Annotated in this window: 27 protein-coding genes and 1 tRNA gene; 10 read left to right on the top strand and 18 right to left on the bottom strand. The window is 74.7% G+C overall.

Annotated features, from left to right (window positions below; all coding sequences use genetic code 11):
- Positions 1–110: 110 nt before the first annotated feature.
- On the bottom strand, positions 111–3,185 hold the full coding sequence (locus ACFVN3_RS14020; RefSeq protein WP_378233493.1) for a LuxR C-terminal-related transcriptional regulator: 3,075 nt from the start codon (positions 3,183–3,185) through the stop codon (positions 111–113).
- A 510-nt stretch (positions 3,186–3,695) separates the two neighbouring features.
- Here ACFVN3_RS14020 and ACFVN3_RS14015 point away from each other — a divergent pair.
- Both ACFVN3_RS14015 and ACFVN3_RS14010 read left to right on the top strand, forming a co-directional pair.
- Positions 3,696–3,896 carry a hypothetical protein gene (locus ACFVN3_RS14015; RefSeq protein ID WP_378233492.1) on the top strand — a complete coding sequence of 67 codons (201 nt, stop codon included), beginning with the start codon at positions 3,696–3,698 and terminating at the stop codon, positions 3,894–3,896.
- The gene (locus ACFVN3_RS14010; protein ID WP_378233491.1) at positions 3,896–4,927 is read left to right on the top strand and encodes a CorA family divalent cation transporter; all 1,032 of its coding nucleotides are present in this window, start codon (positions 3,896–3,898) and stop codon (positions 4,925–4,927) included. The genes ACFVN3_RS14015 and ACFVN3_RS14010 overlap by 1 nt, the downstream gene beginning before the upstream one ends.
- A gap of 63 nt (positions 4,928–4,990) precedes the next feature.
- Here ACFVN3_RS14010 and dtd read toward each other — a convergent pair whose 3' ends face one another.
- The 8 genes from dtd to ACFVN3_RS13970 all read right to left on the bottom strand — a co-directional run bounded on the left by dtd (position 4,991) and on the right by ACFVN3_RS13970 (position 10,610).
- Positions 4,991–5,431, bottom strand: a complete 441-nt coding sequence (gene dtd / locus ACFVN3_RS14005) for a D-aminoacyl-tRNA deacylase (protein ID WP_378233490.1) — start codon at positions 5,429–5,431, stop codon at positions 4,991–4,993.
- Positions 5,428–6,471 (bottom strand): asparaginase, encoded by a 1,044-nt coding sequence (locus ACFVN3_RS14000; RefSeq protein WP_378233489.1) that lies wholly within the window; start codon positions 6,469–6,471, stop codon positions 5,428–5,430. Before ACFVN3_RS14000 ends, dtd begins: the two co-directional genes overlap by 4 nt.
- Positions 6,472–6,479: 8 nt before the next feature.
- A complete protein-coding gene (locus tag ACFVN3_RS13995; RefSeq protein WP_308463687.1) occupies positions 6,480–6,818 on the bottom strand; it encodes a DUF2516 family protein in 339 nt (112 codons plus the stop codon).
- 9 nt (positions 6,819–6,827) lie between these two features.
- A complete protein-coding gene (locus tag ACFVN3_RS13990; RefSeq protein ID WP_378233488.1) occupies positions 6,828–7,265 on the bottom strand; it encodes a type II toxin-antitoxin system VapC family toxin in 438 nt (145 codons plus the stop codon).
- 7 nt (positions 7,266–7,272) lie between these two features.
- Positions 7,273–7,590: a type II toxin-antitoxin system Phd/YefM family antitoxin gene (locus ACFVN3_RS13985; RefSeq protein WP_378233487.1), complete on the bottom strand. Its 318-nt coding sequence runs from the start codon at positions 7,588–7,590 to the stop codon at positions 7,273–7,275.
- A 79-nt stretch (positions 7,591–7,669) separates the two neighbouring features.
- Complete coding sequence (locus tag ACFVN3_RS13980; protein WP_378233486.1) at positions 7,670–8,818, bottom strand: aromatic acid exporter family protein; 1,149 nt, start codon at positions 8,816–8,818, stop codon at positions 7,670–7,672.
- Positions 8,815–9,957, bottom strand: a complete 1,143-nt coding sequence (locus ACFVN3_RS13975; protein ID WP_378233485.1) for a YgfZ/GcvT domain-containing protein — start codon at positions 9,955–9,957, stop codon at positions 8,815–8,817. The genes ACFVN3_RS13980 and ACFVN3_RS13975 overlap by 4 nt, the downstream gene beginning before the upstream one ends.
- Before the next feature lie 56 nt (positions 9,958–10,013).
- Positions 10,014–10,610 carry an FABP family protein gene (locus ACFVN3_RS13970; protein ID WP_378233484.1) on the bottom strand — a complete coding sequence of 199 codons (597 nt, stop codon included), beginning with the start codon at positions 10,608–10,610 and terminating at the stop codon, positions 10,014–10,016.
- Between the two features lie 260 nt (positions 10,611–10,870).
- On the opposite strand from ACFVN3_RS13970, the gene ACFVN3_RS13965 reads away from it, so the two are divergent.
- On the top strand, positions 10,871–11,266 hold the full coding sequence (locus ACFVN3_RS13965) for a DsrE family protein (protein ID WP_378233482.1): 396 nt from the start codon (positions 10,871–10,873) through the stop codon (positions 11,264–11,266).
- A 32-nt stretch (positions 11,267–11,298) separates the two neighbouring features.
- On the opposite strand, the gene ACFVN3_RS13960 is transcribed toward ACFVN3_RS13965, so the two are convergent.
- Genes ACFVN3_RS13960 through ACFVN3_RS13950 form a run of 3 tightly spaced genes read right to left on the bottom strand, consistent with a single transcriptional unit; the run spans position 11,299 to position 13,028 of the window.
- Complete coding sequence (locus tag ACFVN3_RS13960; protein ID WP_378233481.1) at positions 11,299–11,778, bottom strand: DUF4395 domain-containing protein; 480 nt, start codon at positions 11,776–11,778, stop codon at positions 11,299–11,301.
- Positions 11,779–11,817: 39 nt separating this feature from the next.
- Positions 11,818–12,297 (bottom strand): thioredoxin family protein, encoded by a 480-nt coding sequence (locus ACFVN3_RS13955; protein ID WP_378233480.1) that lies wholly within the window; start codon positions 12,295–12,297, stop codon positions 11,818–11,820.
- Positions 12,294–13,028 (bottom strand): hypothetical protein, encoded by a 735-nt coding sequence (locus tag ACFVN3_RS13950; RefSeq protein ID WP_378219024.1) that lies wholly within the window; start codon positions 13,026–13,028, stop codon positions 12,294–12,296. The genes ACFVN3_RS13955 and ACFVN3_RS13950 overlap by 4 nt, the downstream gene beginning before the upstream one ends.
- A 281-nt stretch (positions 13,029–13,309) precedes the next feature.
- Between ACFVN3_RS13950 and ACFVN3_RS13945 the strand changes: the two genes are divergently transcribed.
- Entirely contained in the window at positions 13,310–14,080 is a 771-nt protein-coding gene (locus ACFVN3_RS13945) for a winged-helix domain-containing protein (protein ID WP_378233478.1), read from the top strand.
- Entirely contained in the window at positions 14,077–15,027 is a 951-nt protein-coding gene (locus tag ACFVN3_RS13940) for an alpha/beta fold hydrolase (protein ID WP_378233477.1), read from the top strand. The genes ACFVN3_RS13945 and ACFVN3_RS13940 overlap by 4 nt, the downstream gene beginning before the upstream one ends.
- A gap of 3 nt (positions 15,028–15,030) precedes the next feature.
- Here ACFVN3_RS13940 and nth read toward each other — a convergent pair whose 3' ends face one another.
- Positions 15,031–15,756, bottom strand: coding sequence for an endonuclease III (gene nth, locus ACFVN3_RS13935; RefSeq protein WP_378233476.1), 726 nt, complete (start codon positions 15,754–15,756; stop codon positions 15,031–15,033).
- Between the two features lie 97 nt (positions 15,757–15,853).
- On the opposite strand from nth, the gene ACFVN3_RS13930 reads away from it, so the two are divergent.
- Entirely contained in the window at positions 15,854–16,531 is a 678-nt protein-coding gene (locus ACFVN3_RS13930) for a Crp/Fnr family transcriptional regulator (protein WP_021481784.1), read from the top strand.
- An 80-nt stretch (positions 16,532–16,611) separates the two neighbouring features.
- Here the strand turns inward: ACFVN3_RS13930 and ACFVN3_RS13925 are convergent, their stop codons facing one another.
- Both ACFVN3_RS13925 and ACFVN3_RS13920 read right to left on the bottom strand, forming a co-directional pair.
- The gene (locus ACFVN3_RS13925; protein ID WP_378233474.1) at positions 16,612–17,100 is read right to left on the bottom strand and encodes a RidA family protein; all 489 of its coding nucleotides are present in this window, start codon (positions 17,098–17,100) and stop codon (positions 16,612–16,614) included.
- Positions 17,100–17,264, bottom strand: a complete 165-nt coding sequence (locus ACFVN3_RS13920) for a hypothetical protein (protein WP_021481786.1) — start codon at positions 17,262–17,264, stop codon at positions 17,100–17,102. The genes ACFVN3_RS13925 and ACFVN3_RS13920 overlap by 1 nt, the downstream gene beginning before the upstream one ends.
- 129 nt (positions 17,265–17,393) lie before the next feature.
- Between ACFVN3_RS13920 and ACFVN3_RS13915 the strand changes: the two genes are divergently transcribed.
- The 3 genes from ACFVN3_RS13915 to ACFVN3_RS13905 all read left to right on the top strand — a co-directional run bounded on the left by ACFVN3_RS13915 (position 17,394) and on the right by ACFVN3_RS13905 (position 20,967).
- The gene (locus tag ACFVN3_RS13915; RefSeq protein ID WP_378233473.1) at positions 17,394–19,772 is read left to right on the top strand and encodes a transglycosylase domain-containing protein; all 2,379 of its coding nucleotides are present in this window, start codon (positions 17,394–17,396) and stop codon (positions 19,770–19,772) included.
- The gene (locus ACFVN3_RS13910; protein WP_378233472.1) at positions 19,736–20,734 is read left to right on the top strand and encodes a metallophosphoesterase; all 999 of its coding nucleotides are present in this window, start codon (positions 19,736–19,738) and stop codon (positions 20,732–20,734) included. Before ACFVN3_RS13915 ends, ACFVN3_RS13910 begins: the two co-directional genes overlap by 37 nt.
- Positions 20,735–20,890: 156 nt before the next feature.
- Positions 20,891–20,967: transfer RNA gene (locus ACFVN3_RS13905), tRNA-Pro, on the top strand.
- Positions 20,968–21,138: 171 nt separating this feature from the next.
- Here the strand turns inward: ACFVN3_RS13905 and ACFVN3_RS13900 are convergent.
- Positions 21,139–21,963, bottom strand: a complete 825-nt coding sequence (locus ACFVN3_RS13900; protein ID WP_378233470.1) for a hypothetical protein — start codon at positions 21,961–21,963, stop codon at positions 21,139–21,141.
- A 202-nt stretch (positions 21,964–22,165) separates the two neighbouring features.
- Between ACFVN3_RS13900 and ACFVN3_RS13895 the strand changes: the two genes are divergently transcribed.
- Positions 22,166–23,398, top strand: a complete 1,233-nt coding sequence (locus ACFVN3_RS13895) for an NAD(P)/FAD-dependent oxidoreductase (protein ID WP_378233468.1) — start codon at positions 22,166–22,168, stop codon at positions 23,396–23,398.
- 15 nt (positions 23,399–23,413) lie between these two features.
- Here ACFVN3_RS13895 and ACFVN3_RS13890 read toward each other — a convergent pair whose 3' ends face one another.
- A complete protein-coding gene (locus ACFVN3_RS13890) occupies positions 23,414–24,550 on the bottom strand; it encodes a bifunctional 2-methylcitrate synthase/citrate synthase (RefSeq protein WP_378233466.1) in 1,137 nt (378 codons plus the stop codon).
- Between the two features lie 79 nt (positions 24,551–24,629).
- Positions 24,630–25,547, bottom strand: coding sequence for a methylisocitrate lyase (prpB, locus tag ACFVN3_RS13885; RefSeq protein WP_154797859.1), 918 nt, complete (start codon positions 25,545–25,547; stop codon positions 24,630–24,632).
- Positions 25,548–25,612: the final 65 nt, after the last annotated feature.

The following is a 25,612-nucleotide window of genomic DNA, read 5'->3' as shown; positions in this document are numbered from 1 at the left end:
AAGGGTTCCCCCGTAGGACAGAGGCGTGCAGAAGCAGACAAAGAGGCCTAAATCCACCCTGGCACGGGAGCCTCGATACGTACCGTGGCGACGGGGATCGTGGATTCCCCTCAGCGCCCCACCCGGTGCGCGAGCACGGTGAGCTCGACGCGCGAGCGCACCCCGAGCTTGCGGAACACCCGGCCGAGGTGAACCTCCACCGTGCGCACCGAGAGGTAGAGCTGGTCCGCGGCCTCCCGGTTCGACGCGCCCTGGACGACGAGCAGCGCGACGTCGAGCTCGCGCTCGGTGAGCTCGTCGGACCACCGCCCCCGGAGCTCGGCGAGCGCCTCGTCCGACACGTCGCTCTCCCGCACCGCGAGCCGGCACGCGTCCGGCGGCGCGGGACGGGTCGCCACCGCCGGCTCGGCCCCCGGTCGGGCCCCACCGAGGACTCCCGGCAGCGGCGTGTGCAGTCCCGCCGCGCGCGCCGCGGCGGCCCACGACCCGGGCGGCGCCCCGCCGGACGCCGTGCCGAGCGCGGTGCCGGGCGGGGCCGCCGCCAGGGCCCCGGACGTGGCGTCGTCCGCCACCGGCCCGCCGAGCAGCCGGACGACGTCGGCGTGCTCGTCCCGCGCGATCGTCGTCCAGGCGTCCGCCCCCGCGTCGTCGAACAGCTCGATCGCAGACAGGAAGAGGCCGTGCGCGCGCTGAAGCTCCCCCGCACGCACGAGGGCGCGCGCGCCGCAGAGGTCGGTCCGCGCGTGCTCGTACGGCGAGGCCGTGGTCCGGTTCACCCGCGTCGCCCGCTCGAGCGGCCCGGTGAGGTCCTCGGGCGCGGCGAGGGACACGTCGGCCCGGACGAGCGTCGCCGACCGCAGCGACGGCGGCAGCTCCTTCGCGTCCACCTTCCGTCGGGCCAGCGCGCGCTGCGCCGCGTCGTGACGTCCCGCGACGACCCACGCCTCGACGTCGTCCAGGCCCGGCAGCGGGAGCATGCGTGCGCTGTCGGGACGCTCACGCTCCGCCGCGAGCTCCAGCAGCGTGGCGGCCTGGGTCACGTGGTGCGCGAACGCCGCGCCCATCGCCCGGTCCACGAGGAGCCCGAGCCGGACCGGGCGGGACGTCGGGCTCGCGCAGGTCTCCTCGAGCGCCGTCGCGACCGGGCCGACGACGCCCCGGGTCATCATGTCGAGGCGCCGGGCGGCCGCGACCCCCAGACCGGCGAACGGCAGCCCGACCGGGAGGCGGAACGCCGCCTCGGCGAGCTCGTCCGCGGCACGCGTGAGGGTGCCGCGCCAGAGGTGCACGAGCGTCTGAGCGAGGCGCACGTGCGCCTCGGCCAGCGGGGTCAGCGCGGTGTCCGGGCCGTCGAACCAGCGGCCGCCGTCGCGGACCGGGGCGAGCGACGCGACGACGCTCGCGAGCGTCTGCGCCGCGTCCTCGAGCCGGTCGTCGGCCGCGAGGGCGAGGGCTCGTCCGACCTGCACCGACGCCTCGTGGTCCGGCCCGAGGTCCACGTCGGGGACTGCCGCGCGCTCGCCCACGCCGAACACCGCCGCCCAGGACCGGGCGAGCGCGAGCCCGGCGGCCGTCTCGTCGTCCTCGCACCAGGACGCGAGGAACGTCGCCGTGTCGAGGAGCTGGGACGTGCTCACGCCGTCGCCCCGCTCGGCGTGCAGCCGCGCCGCGTTGAGCACGCCCGACACGACCCCCGCCACGGCGTCCGGCGCCAGGTCGTCGGGCTGACCGCCGCGCAGGTAGGGCGAGAGCACGTCGTCGGGGACCTGGCCCTCGGCGAGCGTCAGCGCGGCGACGAGCGGCCCGAGCGTCCGGGCGCGCAGCGCGTCGTCGCCGCTCCGCGACGCCTTGCGCAGCCAGTCCGCCGCGTCCTGCACGTGGCCCGACCGCAGCGCGGCGACGCCCGCGATCGCGAACGCCTCGGCGCGGTGCTCGGTCGCGGCCTGGCTCGCGGCCTCGCGCGCCACCTCGTGCGCCCAGACGACGTCCCCGCGGTCCAGGTGCCGACGCGCGATCCGCAGCAGCCCCGGGACGAGCGCCGGGTCGCCGACGAGCGTCGCGAGCGCCGAGTGCCACACCGCGACGTCCTCCTCGCCCGCCCGGTGGTGCGCCTCCGCGAGCGCGACGTGCGCCGTCGTGCGCTCGGCGAGCCGGGCGTCCGCGTGGACCAGCGACCGCATGCGCGGGTCCACGAACGCGAAGCGTCCGCCCACGAGCGCGAGGTGCTCGGCGAGCGGGCCGTCGAGGACCCCGTCCATCGCGAGGCCGGTCGCCGACAGCAGCAGCTCGGTCCGGTCCACGACGGCGACGGCCGCGACCAGGAGCGCGTGCCGCTCCCCCTCGCTGAGGGCGGCGAGACGGTCGGCGAAGAGGGAGCGCACGGCGGGGACGGCCGGCAACGGGTCCGGGAGGATCGACCCGCCGGAGAGCTGCTCCGGCGTGAGCAGCGCCGCCGTCTGCGTCAGTGCCGCGGCGTTTCCGCCGAGGAGCCCCGCGAGACGGGCCGCGACGTGCGGCGCGACCGCGAGCCGGCGCTCGACGAGCAGCAGGTGCAGGGCGTCGGCCGGCGCGAGGGGCGGGACGACGCGGAGCTCGAACGGCCCGGAGGACGGATCCAGCGCGCCCGCGGTCGCCGTCCCGAGGAGCACGACCGGCGCGTGGCGCTGCGCGACGAGGCTGGCGAGGACCGCCCTGCTGAGCTCGTCCTGGAGGTGCAGGTCGTCGGCCACGAGCACGACCGTCGCGCCGTCGAACGACTCCACGAGCAGCTCGGCGAGAGCGACCGCCGCGACCTCGGGGAGGTACCCGAAGCCGGGGTCGACGGGCTCGAGGACGCGCGTGAGGCGCTCCGGGACGACGCCGCCCGCGAGCTGCGAGACCTGCGACACGAGCGACACCACCGCAGAGCCCGGCGCGGGCGCGCCCGCGGGCGGGCGACACCGCAGGGTGAGCGTCGGGCGTGCGAACGTGTACGACGCGACCGCCTCGCACACGAGCTCGAGCGTCGCGCTCGCCCCCATGCCGTGCTCGGCAGTCCACACGAGGCCGCCCTTGCCCTCGCCCACGGCCGCGAGCGCGCGGTCGACCTCCTGCGCGCGGGAGGAGAGCCGCTCCAGCCGGCGCGCGGACCGCGCGTCCGCGCGCCGGTGCGGCTCGGGAACCAGGTAGTCGTGCTGTTCTGACATGTCGGGACCCTCCGTCCGGGGGCTTCGTCGCCCGTCGACCGGATGAAATGTTAACAACCCTCCGTAAACAAGGGATCACCTCATCGTTTCCCGGTCGTCACACGATCGCCACCTGGGCCGACGGCGCTTGCCCCACCAGGGCGCGAGGGCTAGCCTGGCCTCGATCCCCGTCGTGGCCACGGTTCTCGTGCGCCCCGACCCGGGTGCGGCGCCCACGGCGCCGCCGCCACGAGAGCGAGGTGAGCCCCATGCCGGACGGCAGCAGTCATAGAACCGTGCACTGCGCGCTCACCCTCCGTGGCCCGCAGCCCGTCGCCTGAGTCGGCGAACTCTTCGAGGACTCCCGCGACCGGCCGTCGTCCCGCGCGGGGAGGTCGCCAGTGCGCACCGCGCGCGCCGTCGTGCGCGCCGCTGGACCACCCGCTGACGCACCCGCCGACCCGCCCGCGCCCGCCGCCCACCCCGTGGCGCGCGCCCGTTGTCGTCGGCCCGCCGAGAAGGACGACCACCATGACCCAGCGCTCGCCTGCCACCGAGAACCGGACCCGCCCCGCACACCCGACCCTGCGGGACGCGCGCGCCGTCCGACCTCATCGACGCCGCGTCCGCCGACCGAACCTGGAACGCCAGTCGATCTCCTTCACCGTCGGCCTGTACGTGTTCATCTGCGTCGCGCTGCTGCTCGCGCACGTCACCGCCGGAGGTGTCTGATGACGACGACGCTGCCCGAGCCCACGGGCCTCGCCCCCGCACCCGCCGCAGACCGCGTGCTCCCGGCGCCCGCGCGCGGCGGGCTGGACCTCCACGCCCGCGCGCACGGCACCGGCGCCCCCCGGTTCGACCCGCGCGTCCTGCGCTCCCGCTGGGTCCAAGTCGGCGTGGGCGACCCCGACGCGACGGCCCGCGCCGCCGAGCACGGCGTCGACTTCGCCGCCGCCGGCGGCCGGGTCTGGGAGACGGACGCCCACGTGTACCTCCCCGTCACCGCGACACGTCGCGACGGCGACCGGGTCGTCTACGAGCGGATCGTGCTCGCCCTCTCCCCCGACGTCGTCGTGACGGCCCAGCCGCAGCGGCACTACGGCGTCTTCGACAAGGCGATCGCCCGCATGCGGCGCACCCCGTGGCTCATCGGCTCCTCCTACGGCGTGGCGTACGCGCTGCTGTACGCGCTCAACGAGGCGGCGGACCGCGTCGTGGCGTACGCGAGCGACCTGCTCGAGGACATGTCCGACGAGATCGACGAGGCCACCCGCGGCGTCGACTCCCGGGGCCGGGAGATCGGGGTGAGCGACATGCAGGACACCATCACCCGCATGAACCGTGCGGAAGAGATCGTCTCGCGCGCCCAGGAGTCCCAGCTCTCGCTCGCCCGCGCCGCACGGCACCTGCGCAGCGAGATCGCGGACTCCGACCCCGTGCTCGCCGGGCTCGTCGAGACCCTGGTCGCGGACGTCGACGGGGTCAAGCAGCACGCCGGGTTCGAGCACGACAAGGTGCGCTACCTCCAGCAGGCGATCATGACCTCGCTCGACGTCAAGCAGGCCCAGATCGTCAAGGTCTTCACGATCATCACCGCCGTGTTCCTGCCGCCGACGCTCATCGCATCGTTCTACGGCATGAACTTCACGCACATGCCGGAGCTCGACCGCCCCTCCGGCTTCACCGTCACCGTACTGCTCACGCTGGTGGCGGCCGTCATCCCGCTCGCCTACATCAAGCGCCGCGGCTGGCTCCGCTGAGAGCCCTCCCGTCCACCGAGCCTGGACCCTGGCGGACCGGGGACCTCTCTCGGTGGGCGGGCGTCAGGCCTCCAGGATCAGGGTGACGGGGCCGTCGTTGACCAGCTCGACGGCCATGTGCGCGCCGAACCGCCCGGTCGCGACCTCGACCCCGCGCTCGCGCAGCCGCGCCACGACCGCCTCGACCAGCGGCTCGGCGACGGGCCCGGGGGCCGCGCCGTTCCACGACGGTCGGCGGCCCTTCTTCGTGTCGGCGTACAGCGTGAACTGGCTGACGACCAGCACGGGCGCGCCCTCGTCCTGCACCGAGCGCTCCCCCGCGAGGATCCGGAGCTCCGCGATCTTGCGCGCGATCGTCTCGACCTGCGCGTCGCCGTCGTCGTGCGTCACGCCGACGAGCGCGAGCAGGCCCGGACGGTCGATCACCCCGACGACCTCCGGCGACCCGTCCTCGGCCACCACGCTCACGCTCGCGCGCGAGACGCGCTGCACGACGGCCCTCACGAGCGACGCTCCGCGTCACCGGTCGGGACCGCGGTCGCGCCGTCGAGGACCGGCCGCACGACGCCCACGGGCCGGCCCGCGCCGAGCACGGGCACGTCGCCGAGCGCGGCCAGCGCCGCGTCGTCGGCCCCCGCCACGCCGAGCGCGCCGAGGCGCCGGAGCGCGGCGGCGAGCAGCGCCGGGCGCGGGCGTGACGCGCCGTCGAGCACCTTGAAGGCGAGGGCGCTGCCGTCGGGCAGGCCGGCGCCGTAGACACCGTCGGCACCGTCCTTGGCGGCCAGGCCGGGCACCGCGCGCATCGCGAGCGTCGCGTCCCGGCCCGTCCCGCCGACCATCTCCGGGAACGCCGACATCGCGCGGGCGACCTGCGTCTCCGCCGAGCGCGGGTCGCGCTCCGGGGCGCCCGCGAGCAGCCCGAACGCGCGTGCGAGGCCGCGCACCGTCGTCGAGAAGAGCGGCGCGCCGCAGCCGTCGACCGTCACGTGCTCGACCGGCACCCCGGTCGCCTCGGCGACCGTCTCGCGGACCGCGACCTGGAGGGGGTGGTCGACGTCCAGGTAGGTGGCGGTGTCCCAGCCGGCGGCGACGCACGTCGCCAGCATCGCCGCATGCTTGCCCGAGCAGTTCTGCGTGATCGCCGACGGCCCGTGGCCCTCGAGCTGCCACGCGAACGCGGCGGGCGGGTGGAGCGGCATGTCGGGCGTGTTCCGCAGCGCCGACTCGTCGAGCCCGACGCTCTCGAGGATCTCCCGGACCCCCGCCAGGTGCTCCGGCTCCCCGTTGTGGCTCGCCGCCGCGAGCGCGAGGAGGCGCGGCGGGAGGACGAGGCCGTGCCGCAGCATCGCCACGGCCTGAAACGGCTTGACGCTCGACCGCGGCCAGATCACCGCGTCGGCGTCGCCGCGCTCCAGGACCGGCGCACCGTCCGCGCCCAGCAGCACCAGGTGCCCGGCGTGGACGGACTCGACGAGATCACCCCGCACGACCTCCGCGATCGGCACGGCGGCGCGCTCGACCCCGCCGTGGACGTGCGCGGTCACCGGCGCGCTCACCAGCCGCCCGGGCGGCCGGACGAGCCGTTGCCGCGTCCGTTGCCGTACGGCTGGAGGCGCGGACGCACGTCGACGAGGTAGACGATCGCGGCCACCACGGCGATGAGCCCGAGGAAGCCGAGGTTCACGCCGCCACCGAGCGGCAGCGAGAGGAACCCGAGCGCCGCGGCGACGCCCAGGATCGCGAGCCAGATCGGCTTGGTGAGCTTGCCCTCGGCGGTGAAGGCGCTCGCCGGACGCCGGATCGCGTCGACGAGCGCGAAGAGCTGCGTCCCGAACACGACGAGCGAGAGGACGAGGTAGACGATCCACTGCAGCGACCCGATGATTCCCACGGCACGAGCCTACGGTCTGGCGAGGGGCCACGGCACCACCCGCAGCCCCGCCGAGCGGGCCGCGGCCACCACGTGCGGGTCCCAGGCGGCGACGATCGTGTCGCCGTGCCCGACGGCGAGGGCGCTCGCCACGTGCACCGCGTCGTTGCTGCGCATCGCGCCCGTCGCGACGAGCGCGGCCGCGCGGTCGGCGACGGCACCGGAGACCTCGACCACATGCAGCGCGGGCCGCAGCACGTCCCACGTGCCGACCGCGCGCGCGTGCCCCGCGGCGTCGAGCACGCCGCCCCGCGCTCCGGCGGCGAGCGCCGCCCGCACCTCGACGTCGGCGAGGCGGCTCGTCACGACGACGTCCGCGCGGTTCCACAGACGGCTCGCCAGGGCGGAGCCCGCCTCGGGGACGCAGAGCTTCACCAGCGCGCTCGCGTCGAAGTAGACCAGGGCCATCGGGGCCTCAGCGCCGGATCCGGCGCACGAGCGCCGCCACGCCGCCCCCGCGGGCCGACCGGGCGCCGTCCGCGGGTCGCGCGCCGTCCGGGCTCGCGGGCCGCGCGTCGACGTCGCCGCCGGGCACCGCGTGGACCGGGCGCTCGCCCGCCGCAGGGACCAGGACGCCGTCGCGCACGAGCTCGGTGACGAGGTCGGCCGTCGCGACGCCGGTCAGCCGGGCGACAGGGACGCCGCGCTCGGTGATGACGACCTCCTCACCCTCCCTGGCCCGCTCGATCCACGACTTGAGCTCGGCGCGCAGGGCGCTGACAGGGACCTCCATGCCCTGACGGTACCGGCCCGGGGCGCCGCTGTGCAGGGTGAAGAACGTCCCGTTCGCCCGGCAGGCCAGGATCGCCCGCTCAGAGCTCGGGGAGGGCGTCGCGCGCCTGCTGCGGCGACGCCCCGGCCGCCTCGAGGAGGTCCACGATCGGCGACCGCACGAGCATGACGAGCGACTGCACCTGCCAGTCCCCGTCACCGAGGGCGTGCGGGTCGGCGCCGTGCGCGACCTCGAGGAGGACCTCGCGCGCCACCGCCGGGTCGCGCCCTGCGCCGACCGCCTCCGCGAGCACGTGCACGCCCGCCCCGAACCGCGCGACGAGGTCCGCGACGCCGTCGAGCGCCCGTTCGTCGGGGCCGCTCGCGACGGGCATCGCGCGGCGCGCCAGCACGCGGACGCTGCGCATCGCGCGGTCCACGAGCACCGCCTGCCGTTCGAGCCCGCCGAGCTCGTCCCGGTGCCGCAGCCCCGCCGCGCTCACGCGCGCGAGCTCGCGCGCCGACGACGCGGACGACTGCCACTCCTCGAGCGCGCCCTCCGAGGCACGGCCCTTGACGAGCGCCGCGTCGAGGTCGGTGCGGTCCCGCGCGCGCAACCCCCGCGCGAGGACGTCGAGCACTGCGGCCAGCTCCGTCGTCGCCTCGGCGCCCAGCAGCCGCGGCCGACGCCGCGGGTCGCCCGGCGTGAGCGCCGCGACCGCGAGCGCGACGGCGCCGCCCACGAGCGCGTCCGTCCACCGCCCCAGCGGGCCGCCCGCCTGTGCGGCCGGGAGCCCGACGATGACGATCGCCTGCACCCCGGCCTGCGTCGTGAGCATCGCGCCGCGGTCGATGAAGCGCGCCGCGAGCGCGGAGACGGCGAGCACGACGGCGACCTGCCACCACCCCGACCCGATCGCGTGGACCACGAGGTCGCCGAGCCCGACGCCGATCGCGACCCCGACCGCGAGCTCGAGCACGCGCCGGAGCTGGCGGTCCTGGCTGAACCCGAGGCAGATCCACGCGGAGACCGGCGCGAAGAACGGGGCCGTGTGGCCCAGCCCGTACCGGGCGATGCCGAACGCGAGGCCCGCGGCGGCCGACGCCTGGAGGATGGGCCACAGCGCGACGCGGACGCGCGACGCGCCCTGGCGGATCCGCGCCCGCAGGAGGAGCCGCCGCCACGCGGTCCGGGCGACGTCGACCGCGCCGGGACCCGGGTCCGCGCGCGACGCCGGCCCGCGGCTCACAGCATGCTCGTGGGCGCGCCCTCGCCGCGGGGCGTGATCCCCCGACCGACGGGGCCGCGGGGCGCGGGACGGTCGACCGAGACTCCCTCGCCCGGCACCACGACCTCCTGCGCCGCGGAGATCGCGCCGCCGTCGCAGTCGACGAGGAGCTCCGCGTCCTCGGGGACGCTGCGCTTGAGGACCGCGAGCGCGATCGGGCCGAGCTCGTGGTGGCGCGCGACCGACGTCACGGCGCCGACGGCGCGCCCGTCGAGCGTGACCTCGGCGCCGGGCACGGGCAGCAGGTGGCCGGAGCCGTCGAGGTGCAGCATGACGACCCGGCGCGGCGGGCGACCGAGGTTGTGCACGCGCGCGATCGTCTCCTGACCGCGGTAGCAGCCCTTGTGGAGGTGTACGGAGGTGCGCAGCCAGTCGGTCTCGTGCGGGATCGACCGGTGGTCGATCTCCATCGCGAGGCGCGGCCGCCACGCCTCGACGCGCGCGGCCTCGCTCGCCCACGTGCCGACGAGCCGCCACCCGGCCGCCTCGCGCGCCGCGACGGCGTCGGCCAGCCCGGCCTGCCGCACCAGCACGAGCCGCCAGGGCCGCTCCATGCCGGGGTGCTCGTCCTCGGGCGGTCCGTAGCGCGTGCCGCCGCCGGTGACGCGCGGCCACGGGTCGCGCCACGTGACCGGCTCGCCCTCGGCACCCTCCGCGTCGACGGGCTCGCCGAGCGCCGCCCAGTCGTCGGTCGCGTCGGCGATCTCGACGCGGAGCATGAACTTCATGCGGTCCAGCCACGCGGCGAGGTCGGCCGCGTGCGAGCGCTCGGTGACGAGCCACGTCGTCTCCCCGTCGTCGACGACGGACGCCGCGTGCTCGACGTGCCCCTGCGGGGAGAGCACGAGCAGCTCCGTCGACGTGCGCGGGGCGAGGTTCGCCAGGTCCTGGGACGTGATGGAGTGCAGCCAGCTCAGCCGGTCCGGGCCCGTGACCGTGACGACGCCGAGGTGCGACTGGTCGACGACGGCGCCGCCCGTGCGCAGGGCGCGCTGCTCGCCGGTCGGGTCGCCGTAGTGCCAGGCGACGCCCTCGTCGGGGCCGATCGCGGGCACCGCGCCGTGGCGCGACAGGAGCGGGCTGGTGTAGCCGGTGGTCACGGGTGGTCCTCCTTCGTCGGCACGTCCGGGCCTGCCGGTGTCCCCGGGGCCGCCGGTCAGGCCGACGGGCGCCGGGTCAGCTTCGCGGACGCGTACGACTGCAACGGTTCGCCGAAGGCCGCCAATTCCCACACCCACAGGAGCTGGCCCTCGACGAACCCGTAGAGCCGCTTCGAGGCGGTCACCTCCGACGCGGTGGACGTGCGCGCGATGAGGTCGCTGGCCAGGTCGACCCGGCCGTTGCCGACCGCACCGAGGTAGACGGACACGCGGCCCGCGGGGTCGGCGATCAGCACCTCGAGCGGGTGGCGATCGTCCTCGAGCCCGTCGGGCCGGTCCGTCGAGACGCGCCAGTAGCCCGTCTCGGTGGACCACACGGGCGCGTCGGCGGCCGCGGCCTCCAGCGTCGCGCCGTCACGCTCGGGCCAGGCCCCGTCCTCCGGGACCGTCTCGGGGACCTCGGCCTCGAGGACGCGCAGCGTCGACTCGTAGCGCAGGTACGGACCGCCGTCGTGGTCGAACACGACGTCGTGGACGAACGGCGTCTCCTCGATGCCCGGGTACTTGACGACCCCCTCGCCACGCCAGCTCCCGACGAGCCAGGCGAGCGGGTAGACCTCGGGCGCGAGACCTTCGGGGAACTCGAACGGCATCAGCGACCACCTCTCGGAGTCGGGCGGGGCGACGGGCACGCGCGGGGCAGGGTCCCGCGCGACAGCGTCAGCGCTGGCCCTTGTAGAGCTTGTAGACGACGTACCCCGCGAACCACGTGATGGTGATCGTCGCCGCGATCAGCAGGCCGAGGAAGATCAGCTCGAGAGTGTGCGGACTCATGCGCCCGATCCTACCGGCCGGGCGGGTGCGCCACGCCGCGGCCCGGGAGCGGCTTCCCCGGAGGGCTACGCTCGGCCGCGTGACCGACACCGCGCCGCTCCCCGTGGCCCCCCGTCAGCGCTCGCTCGTCGTCAAGGCCACGTCGGGGCTCGACCGTCCCGAGGCCGCCAACCAGGCGTTCACCGTCGCCGCCGCGGCCGTCGCCGCGGGCGTCGAGGTGAGCGTGTGGCTCACCGGGGAGGCCGCGTGGTTCGGGCTCCCGGGGCGCGCCGCCGAGCTGGAGCTCGAGCACGCGGCTCCTCTGCCCGACCTGCTCGACGCCGTGCTCGCCGCCGGCACCCTCACCGTGTGCACGCAGTGCGCCGCCCGGCGCGGCATCACGGCCGACGACGTGCTGCCCGGCGTGCGCATCGCGGGTGCCGCGGTGTTCGTCGAGGAGGCGCTGCGCGAGGGCGCCCAGGCTCTCGTCTACTGACCCGGGCGGCCGACCGGCCGGTCCAGGGTGCGTCAGCGCGCGGGCGCGACCCGGCGCAGCAGCAGGTACAGCTCGCAGCCCAGGCACAGGCCGAACGCCGCGTTGAGGACGGCGGCCACCAGCGCGAGCGCCGCCGCGGCCGGCACGGCCCCCTCGACGCCCAGCAGCCCCAGCACGACCCCCGCACCGGTGATGACGAGACCGACCGCCTGCGCGAACCGCGGCGGCCGGGGGTCCTCGCGCTCCGCCGTCGGGCCGATGCGCGGGAGGACGACCACCCGGTAGACCCAGGCCTGCCACGTGCCCTGCGCGCCCCGGACGGCACCGACCAGGAAGCTCGCCGCGACGACCGCGAGCAGCACGAGCGCGGCGGGCGACGTCCACAGGAGGATCACGACCGCGAGCAGCAGCGCCGTGATGCCGGCACCCGCGCGCGGGCCGCGCGGGTCGATGCCGGCGGGCGCCGCCGGGGGTTCGGCGGCGGTGTCCCCACGGCCGGCCTGGTCGCTCATGCGGTCTCCCTCGGGTTCTGGCCGTCGGGGACGGCGCGGTCAGGCGTCGCGCACGCTCGCGGGGAAGCCCGGGTCCGCGACGGCGAGCGCCGCGAGCGCCTGGGCCCGGTTCATCCCCCCGCTCGCGCGGGCGACCTCCCGGCCCTCCGCGTCGAGCACGAGGACGGTCGGCGTGCGCAGTATGCCGAATGCTCGCACCAGGTCGAGGTGGTCGTCGACGTCCATCTCACGATGCGTCACGTCGACGTGCGCCGCGCTCACCTCGCCGAGGACGCGCGCGGTCGCCCGGCACGGCGCGCACAGCTCCGCCGAGAACTGCACGAACGTCCCGCGGGCGCCGAGCGCGACGCCGTGGGCGGGCCAGTCGAAGGGCGACGCGTCGTGGTCCGCCGAGGCTCCGGGAGACGTCGTGCGCGCCGTCCGCACGACCCCCTGACGCCGCTGCCACCACACGCCGAGCGCGAGCGTCGCGAGCAGGGTCGCCCCGAGGAGGACGACGGGCAGCGCGGACGGCGTCATCCCACGATCACCCGCCCGACGACGAAGATCAGCGTCCCGCCGACGGCGACCGGGAGCGCCGTCGCGGAGAACGCGCCGAGGCGGCCTCGCAGCTCCGGGAGCTGGTCGAAGAGCGCGTGGAGCGACGCGACGAGCAGACCCGCGACGACGCCGGACCAGACGCCGCTCAGCAGGTCGAGGTCGGGCATGACGTACCCGACGGCGCCGCCCGCGGCGACCGCGAGGCCCAGGGTGAGCGCGGCGTTGGTCCAGCCGCCGAGCGGGAGCGCGGAGACCGCGGAGGCGACGGCGAGCGCGACCGCGCACGTCACGACCAGGGACTCGCCCGCGTCCGTGCGGCCGGTCGCGATCCAGCCCGCGCACGACGTCGCGACGACGATCCCGCTCACCGTCCCGATGAGCGACTCGACCAGGCGCGGGCGGCCGTCCCGCCGCAGGAGCTCGGCCACGAAGGCGAGCACGACGGCGAGGGCGAGCACCACGGGCAGGTGGCGCAGCGCGGGCTCACCGTGCGTCGCGGCGGTCGCGCCGACGGCGCCGAGCCCGGCGAGCGCGATGACGACGCGCGTGCCGCCGTGGACCGGGATGTCGAGCAGGCGCGGCCACCCGATCGCGACGATCAGCGCCAGTGCCCCCGACGCCGCGGCGAGCGGGAGCGGGCCGAAGAACGCAGCGACGGCGATGCCTGCGGCGAGGCACGCCGTGACGACGGCCCGGGTCGAGAGGTCCACGCGGTCAGCGCCCCGTTCGGGGGTCGCGGGAGGGCATCGGGTCGTGCAGCACGCCTCAGAGTGTCGCAGAGTCTCCCGCCGGACCGCCTACCCGCCCCCGGCACGCGCTTCCGTGAGACGTTCGCCGTCTGCGCGCCCGGCACGCGATACGGTAACCATCCACGGACCGAGAACGTGGCCGATGACGTGGCGAGCCCCGCAGAGGTACGTCCCGGCCCGGTCGCCACGCGTCGACGCCCGGGGGCGCCGCCCGCGCCCCGCGACCCGGAAGGAGGTGTCGGATGGCAGACCTGCTCATCCTCACCCCCGCGACAGGCGGTTCCGTCGAGGTGCTGCCCGCTCTCGGCCTGCTCTCGCACCGCATCCGGGTCCTGCCCATGGAGCCGTCGGCGCTCGTGGACGCACCGGACTCGGACGTCGTGCTGCTCGACGCGCGGCGCGACCTCGTCGCGGCCCGCACCACGTGTCGCCTCCTGCACGCCACCGGGCTCACCGTCCCGCTCGTGCTCGTCCTCACCGAGGGCGGGCTGACCGTCGTCACCGCCGAGTGGGGCGCGGACGACCTCCTCCTCGAGGGGGCCGGCCCCGCGGAGGTCGAGGCCCGGCTGCGCCTCGTCATCGAGCGGTCCGCGCGCGGGCCTGCCGAGGACGGGCCGCAGGAGATCGCGGCCGGCGAGCTCGCGATCGACGCGAGCGGCTACACGGCCCGGCTCCGCGGCCGCCCCATCGACCTCACGTACAAGGAGTTCGAGCTCCTCAAGTACCTGGTGCAGCACCCGGGCCGCGTCTTCACGCGCGCCCAGCTGCTCCAGGAGGTCTGGGGCTACGACTACTACGGCGGCACGCGCACGGTCGACGTCCACGTCCGGCGCCTGCGCGCCAAGCTCGGCCCCGAGCACGAGCAGCTCATCGGGACGGTGCGCAACGTCGGGTACCGGTTCGACCCGCCCAAGGACCGCCGCCCGGCCGAGGGCGCCGGCGAGGCCGAGGCGGACGCCGCCGGCTCGTCGGCCGACAGCGGACCCGGGACCCCGGTAGGTTCGTCCGGGTGACGCCCGACCCCTCCGACTTCACGTCCGCCCTGCCCGACGGCCCGTGGCGCCACGAGTTCGTCCCGGCCAACGGCGCGCGGTTCCACGTCGCGCTCGCGGGCCCCGAGGACCGCGGCGTGCGCGACCCGGGCCCGCCGCTCGTCGTCCTGCTGCACTCGTTCCCGCAGTTCTGGTGGGCCTGGCGCCACCAGATCGAGCCGCTCGCCGCCGCGGGCTACCGCGTCGCCGCGATGGACATCCGCGGCGTCGGCGCCTCCGACAAGCCGCCGATCGGCTACGACGCCCCGACCCGCACGCGCGACATCGCGGGGGTCGTGCGCTCGCTCGGGTCCGGGCGCGCCGTCGTCGTGGGACACGGCACGGGGGGCAGCCTCGCCTGGGCGATGGCCGCGCTCCAGCCCGCCGTGACGGCCGGCGTCGCCGCCTTCTCCGCCCCGCACCCCGCACGGATGCACACCTCAGCGCGCCGTCTGCTCACGCCCGCCGCGCTGCGGCAGCTCGCGTTCTACCAGGTGCCCACCCTGCCCGAGCGGGCGCTCGTCCGCGGCGACCTCGTGGCCGAGGTGCTCGCGGCCGGTGCGGCGACACCGTTCGCGCCCGACGTCGTCGAGACCTACCGCACCGTCATGCGCATCCCCTTCGCGGCGCACACCGCGATGGAGTCGCTGCGCTGGGCCGTGCGCTCGACGCCGCGCCCCGACGGCCGCCGATTCCTCGCCGCGCTCCGGCGCCCGGTCGACGTCCCGGCGCTCCAGGTCCACGCCGAGAGGGACGGGCTCGTGCGTCGCGATCTCGCCGACGCCGACGGCGCCGCGCTGGCCCGCGACTTCCGCTTCGAGGTCGTGGACGGTGCCGGCCACTTCCTCCCCGAGGAGGCGCCGGACGCCGTGACGGACCTGCTGCTCGACTGGCTCCCCACGACCGCCCGGGCCGAGCGCGAGCGCTGACCCTCAGCTCGTCTTGACGAGCTTCGCCGCCTTGACCGGGTCGACCTCGCCGACGCCGAAGGACGGGCACCACCGGGCGATCGTGCACGCGCCGCACGCGGGCTTCCGCGCGAAGCACACCCGACGGCCGTGGAAGATCAGCCGGTGCGAGAGCATCGTCCACTCGGACTTCTCGACGAGCCCGCCGACCACCTGCTCGACCTTGACCGGGTCCTCCTCGGTGGTCCACGCCAGGCGGCGCACGAGGCGGCCGAAGTGGGTGTCCACGGTGAGCCCCGGCACGCCGAACGCGTTCCCGAGCACGACGTTCGCCGTCTTGCGGCCGACGCCGGGCAGGGTCACGAGATCCTTCAGACGCCCCGGGACCTCGCCGTCGAACCGCTCGACGAGGGCCTGGCCGATGCCGATGACGGACTGCGCCTTCGCTCGGAAGAAGCCGGTGGGCCGCAGCAGCTCCTCGAGCTCCTCCCGGTCGGCACCCGCGTAGGCCGCGGCATCCGGGTAGCGCGCGAACAGCGCGGGGGTCGTGAGGTTCACGCGCTTGTCCGTCGTCTGCGCGGACAGGACCGTCGCGACCAGCAGCTCGAGGGGCGTCGTGAAGTCCAGCTCGCAGTGCGCGTCCGGATAGGTGACCGCGAGCTCGCGGTTGGTCCGGCGCGCGCGCCGGACCAGGGCGAGGTGCGACTCGGGCTTCGGTGCCCCCGTGCGGGCCTGCTCCGTGGTGGTCACGGACCCACCGTAGCCGCCGCCCCCGACACCCGAGTTGCAGCGGTAGGGCAGACTTGTCCTGGAACATTTCCGAGGACGAGACGATAGGACACCCCGCGTGGACGACGACGTTGTGCTCTCCGCCCCCCTGTTCGCGACGATGGACGCGGACGAGACGCGCACCCTCTTCGAGTCGATGCAGCAGATCGAGCTCTCGCGCGGAGACGTGCTGTTCCGCGAGGGCGAGCCGGGCGACCGCCTCTACGTGATCGCGAGCGGCAAGATCAAGCTGGGGCGCCGCTCCAACGACGGCCGCGAGAACCTCCTGTCGATCCTCGGCCCCGGCGAGATGTTCGGGGAGCTCTCGCTGTTCGACCCGGGCCCCCGCACCGCGACCGCGAGCTCCGTCGCCGACTCCGTCATCTACGAGCTCGGGCACGACCAGCTCGTCGAGTGGATCGAGAAGCACCCGAGCGTCGCCAAGCACCTGCTCAACGCCCTCGCACGGCGCCTGCGCCGCACCAACGAGACGCTGGCCGACCTCGTCTTCTCCGACGTCCCCGGCCGCGTCGCCAAGGCGCTGCTCGACCTGTCGACCCGCTTCGGCGAGGAGACGGACGAGGGCATCCGCGTCGCGCACGACCTCACGCAGGAGGAGCTCGCGCAGCTCGTGGGCGCGTCGCGCGAGACCGTGAACAAGGCGCTCGCCGACTTCGCGACGCGCGGCTGGGTGCGCCGCGAGGGCCGGGCCGTCGTCCTGCTGGACATGGACCGCCTGGAGCGCCGCGCGCGCTGACCGACCACCGACGAGAACGGGGTCGGCGACCGGGTCCGCGAGGACCTGGCCGCCGACCCCGTTCTCGTGCCGGAGGCGCGTTACTCCGCGAGCTCCACGACGATCTCGACCTCGACCGGGGCGTCGAGCGGCAGGACCGCGACGCCGACGGCGCTGCGGGCGTGGACGCCCGCCTCCCCGAAGATCTCCCCGAGGAGGTTGCTCGCGCCGTTGACCACGCCGGGCTGTCCCGTGAACGACGGGTCGCTCGCGACGAACCCGACGACCTTCACGACGCGGGCGACCTGGTCGAGGTTCCCGACGACGTCGTGCACGGCGGCGAGCGCGTTGAGCGCGCACTGCCGGGCGAGGGCCGCGGCGTCGGCGGGCGGGACGAGCCCCTCGCCGTCACCCACCTTGCCCGTCGCGGGCAGCGCGCCGTCCACGAACGGGAGCTGGCCCGACGTGTGGACGTACCGGCCCGACCGCACGGCGGGCACGTAGGCGGCGACGGGCGCCGCCACCGGGGGCAGGGCGAGGCCGAGCTCCGTCAGGCGCGCGGCGATCGTCCCGGCGGGGAAGCCCGCCACTACTTCTCCCCGGTCGGGCGCTTCAGGTAGGCGACGAGGCCGTTGCCGTCGGGGCCGGTGACGACCTGGACGAGCTCCCAGCCGTCGGAGCCCCACTGGTCGAGGACGGCCTTGGTGTTGTGGATGATGAGGGGGATGGTCGCGTACTCCCACGTGGTTGCCATGGGGCGAGCGTAGTCGGCCGCCGCAGGCGCCACCCGCGAGCACCGCCGCGGGATGCTTACACAACCCGCACACCCGCGAGCCCCGGGATCCCGGGGCCCCCTCAGGGTCGCTCCCGTAGGGTTGTCACCATGGCTTCCCCTGTGCGTCCTCGCGGCCGGCAGATCAACGCGTACCAGCTCGTCGCCCTCTTCCTGGCGTTCGTGCTGGTCTCCGGCGTCGGCGGCGTGCTCGCCGCCGGGCTGCTCGTCCCGCTCGCCGCCGGGGCGAACACGGCGACCGACACCGCCGTCGAGGTCTTCGACGAGCTGCCGGCGGACCTCGAGCCCGGCCCCCTGTCGGAGCAGTCGCGCATCTACGCGAACGACGGCACGACGCGCCTCGCGACGTTCTACACCGAGAACCGCATCGTCGTCCCGCTGGACCAGGTCTCGGAGCCCATGAAGAACGCGGTCATCGCGATCGAGGACAAGCGCTTCTGGGACCACGGCGGCGTCGACGTCGAAGGCCTCCCGCGCGCGGTCGTGAACAACATCACGGGCGGCGACACCCAGGGTGCCTCGACGCTCACGCAGCAGTACGTGAAGAACGTGCTCATCGAGCAGGCGGTCCGCGAGGACGACACCATGGCGCTCTACGAGGCCAACGAGAAGTCGCTCGGGCGCAAGGCGCGCGAGGCCAAGCTCGCCATCGCGCTCGAGAAGAAGATGACCAAGGAGGACATCCTCCAGGGCTACCTCAACATCGCCCAGTTCGGCCGCTCGGTCTACGGCGTGGAGACGGCGGCGCGGCACTACTTCAACAAGAGCGCGATCGACCTCAACTACGTCGAGGCCGCGACGATCGCGGGGATCACGAAGGCCCCGTCGACGTACGACCCGACGACGGAGCCGGAGAACGCGCAGGGACGGCGCGACGTCGTGCTCAACCAGATGTACCAGCAGGGGTACATCACCCGGGAGGAGTACGACACGGGCCGGGCCCAGCCGATCGCCGAAACGCTCGCGGTCCAGCCGCTCGAGGCCGGCTGCCAGGCCGCGCAGGACGGTGCCGCGTTCTTCTGCGACTACGTCACGAAGATCATCATGTCCGACCCGGTGTTCGGCGAGACCAAGGAGGAGCGCCAGACGCTGCTGTACCGCGGTGGGCTCGACATCTACACGACGCTCGACCCCGGGATGCAGAAGGCGGCGCAGCAGCACGCGTCGGCGGCGGTGCCGGCGGACGACCCGAGCAAGGTCGAGGACGCGATCGTCACCGTGGAGCCGGGGACCGGCAAGATCCTCGCGATGGCGCAGAACCGCGCGTTCGACAACACCCAGGACCCGGCGCCGAACACGACGGCGGTGAACTACAGCGTCGACCAGGCTCACGGATCGTCGAACGGGTTCTCCCCCGGCTCGACGTGGAAGCCGTTCGTGCTCGCCCAGTGGCTCAACGAGGGGCACTCGCTCTACGAGACGGTCAGCGCGAACAAGCGGACCTGGATCGGCCGGAGGGACTTCCACGCGAGCTGCGACGCGGCCGAGCTCGGCCGCGACCCGTGGACCCCGGCCAACTCGGACGGCCCGGGCTCCGGGTCGATGTCGGTCCTCAAGGCGACGTACAACTCGGTCAACACCGCGTACACGACGATGGCGAGCCAGCTCGACCTGTGCGGCGTCGCGAGCACCGCGGCAGCAGCCGGGTTCCAGCCGTCGATGCTCGACGACGAGGGTGAGGTGAAGGTCCGTCCCTCGATGATCCTCGGCACCCAGAACTCCTCGCCGCTGCAGATGGCCGCCGCGTACGCGACGTTCGCGAGCGGCGGCACGTACTGCGCTCCCGTCGCCATCACCAAGGTCCTCAGCTCCGACGGTGAGGAGCTCCCGGTGCCGGCGGCCGACTGCAAGGCGAACGCGATCGACCCGGCCGTCGCGAACACCGTCACGTACGCGCTCGAGCAGGTGCTCACGCAGGGCTCGGGTCGAGGCAACGGCCTGGCGGATGGTCGTCCCGCCGCTGGGAAGACCGGCACGGCGAACAACAACACGCACACCTGGTTCATCGGGTACACCCCGCAGGTCGTCACCGCGGTGTGGATCGGCAACGCCGAGAGCGACGTCCCGATGAACATGCTCGACACCGGCCGATGGTTCACGATCAACGGCAAGTCACGGTCGTTCTGGTACGGCTCGAGCCTGGCCGCCCCGACCTGGCGCGACTACATGAACCAGATCCTCGCCGGGAAGCCCGCCCCGGGCTTCTCCGGGCCCGACTGGAACCGGGTCAACGCCCCCGCACCGCCGCCCCAGGCGCCGTCCGACCCGGAGGACGGCGACGGCGACCAGGGTGGCGGTGACCAGGGTGGCGGTGACCAGGGCGGCGGCGAGCAGGGTGGCGGCGACGAGCCTGACGCCGACGCCGGCGGAGGGCGTGACGACCGCGGTGACCGCGGGAACGGGGCCGGCCGCGACGACGTCGACCTCGGCGAGTGGTTCGACAACCTCGGCGGCGGGGGGAACGGCTGAGCGCCGTCGGCTGGCGCCGGGCCCTGCGCGGGCTCGGCGCGCTCGCCGCTGTCGGTGCGGCGGGCCTCGCGTACGCGCACGTCGAGACCAAGCTCTTCACGCTCCGCCGGGTGACCGTGCCCGTGCTGCCCGCCGGCACGCCCGACCTGCGCGTGCTCCACGTCTCGGACCTCCACCTGGTCCCCAGCCAGCGCCGCAAGATCGAGTGGGTGCGCTCGCTCGCCGAGCTCGAGCCCGACCTCGTCGTCGACACGGGCGACAACCTCGCCCACGTCGACTCCCTCGACCCGTTGCTGCACGCGCTCGAGCCGCTCCTGTCGACGCCCGGCGCCTTCGTCATGGGGTCGAACGACTACTACGCGCCCGTCCCCAAGAACCCCGCGCGATACCTTCTGCCGGACGCACGCGTGCCGTTCGCGACCCAGGCGCGGCTGCTGCCCGCGGGCGAGCTCGCCGCCGCGATGCGCGACGCGGGCTGGGTCGATCTCACGAACCGTCGTGACGTCCTCGAGGTGGGCGGCGTCCGCCTCGACCTCGTCGGCGTGGACGACCCTCACCTCGACCGGGACGTCTTCCCGGCTCCCCCCGTACGGGACGCCCCCCGCGCAGGCTCCGGGGCGCCGTCGAGCGACGGCCCGGTGCTCCGCGTCGGGGTGACGCACGCGCCGTACCGGCGCGTCCTGGACGCCATGCACGACGACGCCGCGGACCTGGTCCTCGCCGGCCACACCCACGGCGGGCAGCTCTGCGTGCCCGGGTTCGGCGCGCTCGTGACGAACTGCGACATCGACCGCCAGCGGGCCAAGGGACTGCACGGCTGGCCCGGCGAACGACCCGACGCACCCGGCGGCGACGACTCGACGTGGCTGCACGTCTCCGCCGGGGCGGGCACCTCGCCGTACGCGCAGGTGCGGTTCGCGTGCCGCCCCGAGGCGACGCTGCTCACCCTGACGGCACGCTGACCCGGTCGCTCGTACCGTCCCCGCGAGGGCGGGCACCCGGTGTCGCACGGGTCACGGGAATCGAGTTTCGTCGCACGGCACTTCGTCGGCTATTCTGGGCAGGCTTCCCGCGCGGAAGACGAGGTCTCCTCGTCGACCATCTCGCGGACGAGCAACCGGGGTGTGGCGCAGCTTGGTAGCGCGCTTCGTTCGGGACGAAGAGGTCGCAGGTTCAAATCCTGTCACCCCGACCAGGCGGAAGGCCCGGAATCACAACGATTCCGGGCCTTCGTCATGTCAGGGGTCGAGTGACCCGTTCGTGGTCCCGGCTCGGCGATCGAGGTCACCACCGGTCGACGTCCTTGAGATGTCCCGCGTTCCGGAGGCCGACGGCGACGCGCAGCACGCGGTTCGCCGCCTGACGGTCAGCGCGCCGTGCCCGAGTCGTCGCACGGCGGATCGATCTCCACCCCTGCCGCCTCCGCCTCCCCCACCAGGAGGACGAGGGCACGCTCCATCGCCGTCGGCTGCAGCTTGCCGACCTGGTGCCCGTGCGGGTGATCGAAGAACGCGAGCAGGCACAGCAGGAGCGTGACGACGAGCGCGACGCTGCCCATGAGCAGGCCCTGCGTCGCAGCACGCTCCGCCGAGTCGGCGAAGAAGAGCAGGAAGACGAAGACGGTCCCGGAGACGACGAAGAGCACCAGCCACAGCGGCAGGGGGATCAGGCCTTCCGCACCGTGCACGCGGGACTGGCGGGCGTCCTCGCGGGCCGCGGTCTGGTCCATCCAGCGGTCGTAGGCGGACTGCTGGGTGTCCGACGCGGGGACGACGTCGCGGATCGTCCGGTAGAGCGCGACCCCCCACGGGTTCACCGCCTCGCCGAGCTCGCCGTCCGCCATCTGCTCCCACTCCTCGGAGACCACGTAACGGGCGTAGCAGACGAGCTCTCCGGACAGCCGGGCCGCGTCGTCGGGCGCGAGGAACTGTGCGGTCTCGAGCTGCTGCACGACGATCCGCGCCTCCGACTCGGCGCCGCTCCGCGCCTCGTCGTACGACTCGAACGCGAGGAAGACGATGAACCCCAGGAGCACCGAGAAGCCGGTGGCGACCACGCCGAAGACCCCGGAGGCCCGGTCGCCGTCGCTGAACCGGCTCCCGGCGGGTGCGCGCCGCCGGACGAGCAGCATCGCCGCGACGGCCACCGCGACGACGGCGACGGTCACGATCGCGCCGACGACGATGCTCACGGCACCTCCTCCGCGCGGGTACCGCCGCACGATGCGCGGCGGGTGCTGTCCTGGTCAGCCTGCCCCGCGCGCCGCCCCGGGTCGTCACGCGAAACGCATGAACGCCGGCGCGTGCCGCCGCACCTCGCACCGTGCACGAGAACGCGCGAGACTGGGGCCGTCCGCCCGAGTCCCGGGCGCCCGAGTCGCCGCGGAGGTCGCCATGAGCGTTGGTCGTCACGTCGTCGTCGGAGGAGGGCTCGCCGCGGCGAAGGCGGTCGAGACGCTGCGTGACGAGGGTTACGACGGCGGGCTGACCGTCGTCGCGCGCGAGCCGCACCGACCGTACGAGCGGCCGCCGCTGTCCAAGGACTACCTGCGCGGCGAGGCGGAGCGCGAGTCGGTGTTCCCGCTCTCCGCGGACTGGTACGCCGAGCACGACGTCGAGCTCCTCACCGAGACCGAGGCGACCGCCGTCGACCTCGCCGGTCGGAGCGTCGCCCTCTCGGGCGGCCGGACGCTCCCGTACGAGAAGCTGCTGCTCGCCACCGGCTCGGCCCCGCGCCGGGTCCCGCTGCCCGGCCTCGACCTGGACGGCGTCCACGAGCTGCGCACGCTCGACGACAGCGACGCGCTCGCCGCCGCGCTGCGTGCCGCCCACGACGGCGGCGCGGGGCGGCTCGCGATCGTCGGCGACGGCTGGATCGGGCTCGAGATCGCGGCGTCGGCCCGTTCGCTCGGCCTCGACGTCACGGTGATCGGGCTCGGTACGCACCCCCTCGAGCGCGTCCTCGGCCCGGAGATGGGCGAGCTGTACGGGCAGGTCCACACCGACCACGGAGTCCACCTCCACCGCCGCGCCCAGGTCACGGGCATCTCGGGCTCGGGCGGCCGCGCGACGGGCGTCGACATCGCCGACGGGACGCACGTCGACGCCGACCTCGTGCTCGTCGCCGTCGGCGCGGTCCCGAACGTCGCGCTCGCCCGCGACGCGGGCCTCGCGCTCGACTCCGCGACGGGCGGCGTCGTCGCCTCCGCGACGCTCCAGACCACCGACCCCGACGTCTTCGTCGCGGGCGACATCGCGAGCGTGCCGACCGCGCGCTACGGGCGGTCGGTGCGCGTCGAGCACTGGGCGACCGCGCTCAACCAGGGCCCGCACGCCGCGCGCGCGATGCTCGGCTCGACCGACCCCTACCTGGAGCTCCCCTACTTCTTCTCCGACCAGTACGACGTCGGCATGGAGTACCTCGGCTTCGTCGCCGGTCCCGACGCCTACGACGAGGTCGTCGTCTCCGGCTCCGTCCCGGACCGCGAGCTCGTCGCGTTCTGGGTCAAGGACGGCCGCGTCGAGGCAGGCATGGCCGTCAACGTCTGGGACCGCATGGACGACGTCAAGGCCCTCATCCACCGCAACACCGTCGACCGCGCCGAGCTGGAGTCGTTCGTCAGCTGACTGGCTCCCCCGGCGTCAGGGGAGGTCGCGCTGGTCCGGGCCGACGTACTCGCTGAGCGGGCGGATGAGGGCGTTCGCCGCTCGCTGCTCCATGACGTGCGCGGTCCAGCCCACCACGCGCGACGCGACGAACAGCGGGGTGAAGATCTGCGTGTCGAAGCCCATGAGGTGGTACGCGGGGCCCGCCGGGTAGTCGAGGTTGGGGAGGATGTTCTTGCGCTCGGTCATCGCGGTCTCGAGCGCGACGTAGAGGTCGAGGAGGTCCTGGCGGCCGTAGTGCGCGACGAGGTCGTCGAGCGTCGCGCGCATGGTGGGGACGCGCGAGTCGCCGTGCTTGTACACGCGGTGCCCGAAGCCCATGATCTTGCGCTTGTGCGAGAGCGCGTCGTCGAGCCAGGCCTCGGCGCGGTCGGCGGTGCCGATCTCGGCGAACGTCGCCATGACGGCCTCGTTCGCGCCGCCGTGGAGCGGGCCCTTGAGCGCACCGACGGCACCCGTCACGGCGGAGTGCAGGTCGGACAGCGTCGACGTGATGACGCGCGCGGTGAAGGTCGACGCGTTGAAGGAGTGCTCCGCGTACAGCACCATCGAGACCTCGAACGCGCGCACGACGGCGGCCTCGGGGACCTCGCCGAACGTCATCCACAGGAAGTTCTCGGCGTAGGTGAGGTCGTCGCGCGGCTCGACGATCTGCTGCCCGCGGCGGCGACGCTGGTCGAGCGCGACCGCGGCCGGCAGCACGGCCCACAGGCGGACCGCCTTCGCCTGCTCGGCCTCGGGTGACGAGTCCTCGGCGTCCGGGTCGTGCGCGCCGAGCTGCGAGATCGCGGTGCGGACGACGTCCATCGGGTGGCACGTCGTCGGGAGCTCGAGGATCGCGTTGCGCACGTTGCCGGGCAGGGCGCGGTGCGCGCGCTCGACGGCGGTCTGCTCGCCGAGCTGCTCGGGCGTGGGGAGCTCGCCGTGCCACAGGAGGTAGGCGACCTCCTCGAAGCTGCGGCGTGCGGCGAGGTCCTGCACCGGGTAGCCGCGGTAGAGCAGCGAGTTCGTGTCGGGGTTGACCTTGGAGATCGCGGTGACGTCGACGACGACGCCCGCGAGGCCCTTGCGGATCTCGGGTGCGTCGGTGGTCGGTGCGGTGGGGGTGGTCATGCGGTCACTCCTTCGTGCAGCACGGGTCGCGGGGAGATGCCGGTGCCGCGGCCGACAGGCGCGCGGCACCGGCGGGTCGTCAGGGCCGGTAGGTGAAGATGCCCTCGTCGAAGGTGTTGTAGGCGGCGTAGTCGAGGAGCTCGTACAGGCGGGCGCGCGTCTGCATGCCCTCGACCTGCCCCGCCTGGGTGCCGGTCTCGGCGATCTCGTCGAGCGCGCGCTCGGCGGCACCCATCGCGACCCGCAGGAGCGTGACGGGATAGATGATCAGCCGGACGCCGGCGTCGCCGAGCTGGCGGCGCGTGAAGAGCTCGGACTTGCCGAACTCGGTCATGTTGGCGAGCACGGGCACGTCGACGGCGGACGCGACGGCCTCGAACTCCGAGAGGTCCTTCATGGCCTCGGGGAAGATCGCGTCGGCGCCGGCGTCGACGAGCGCCTTGGCGCGGTCGATCGCGGCGCGCAGCCCGGCGTCGCCGGGGATCGTGCCCCGGACGTCGGTGCGCGCCATGATGAGGAAGCCCGGGTCGCGGCGCGCGTCGGCGGCCGCACGGACGCGCTTGGCCGCCTCGTCGAGCCCGACGACCTCCTTGCCGTCGAGGTGGCCGCACCGCTTGGGGTTGACCTGGTCCTCGACGTGCGCGCCCGCGACGCCCGCGTCCTCGAGCGCCTGGACGGTGCGCGCGACGTTCATCGGCTCGCCGAACCCGGTGTCGGCGTCGACGAGCGCGGGCAGGTCGGTGACGCGCGCGATCTGCTGCGAGCGCCCCGCGACCTCGGTGAGCGTCGTGAGGCCGATGTCGGGGAGGCCGAGGTCCGCCGACAGCACCGCCCCGGACACGTACACGCCCTCAAAGCCCTTGTCCTGGATCAGGCGCGCGGACAGCGGGTTGAACGCGCCCGGGAGCCGCAGCGGCTCCCCCGTGGTCGCCGCGGCGTCGAGCGCCGCGCGGAACGCGCGTCGCTTGTCGGACGGCGTCACCTGGCTGTACAGCATCAGCGCGCCTCTCCCTCGGTCGCGGGCTCGTCCGCCTCGTGCATGGTGAAGCCCTCGCCCTCGAA

Origin of the sequence: Cellulosimicrobium sp. NPDC057862 (assembly GCF_042797035.1) — a bacterium.
GTDB lineage: Bacteria > Actinomycetota > Actinomycetes > Actinomycetales > Cellulomonadaceae > Cellulosimicrobium.
This window is presented reverse-complemented; position numbering and strand designations above follow the sequence as displayed.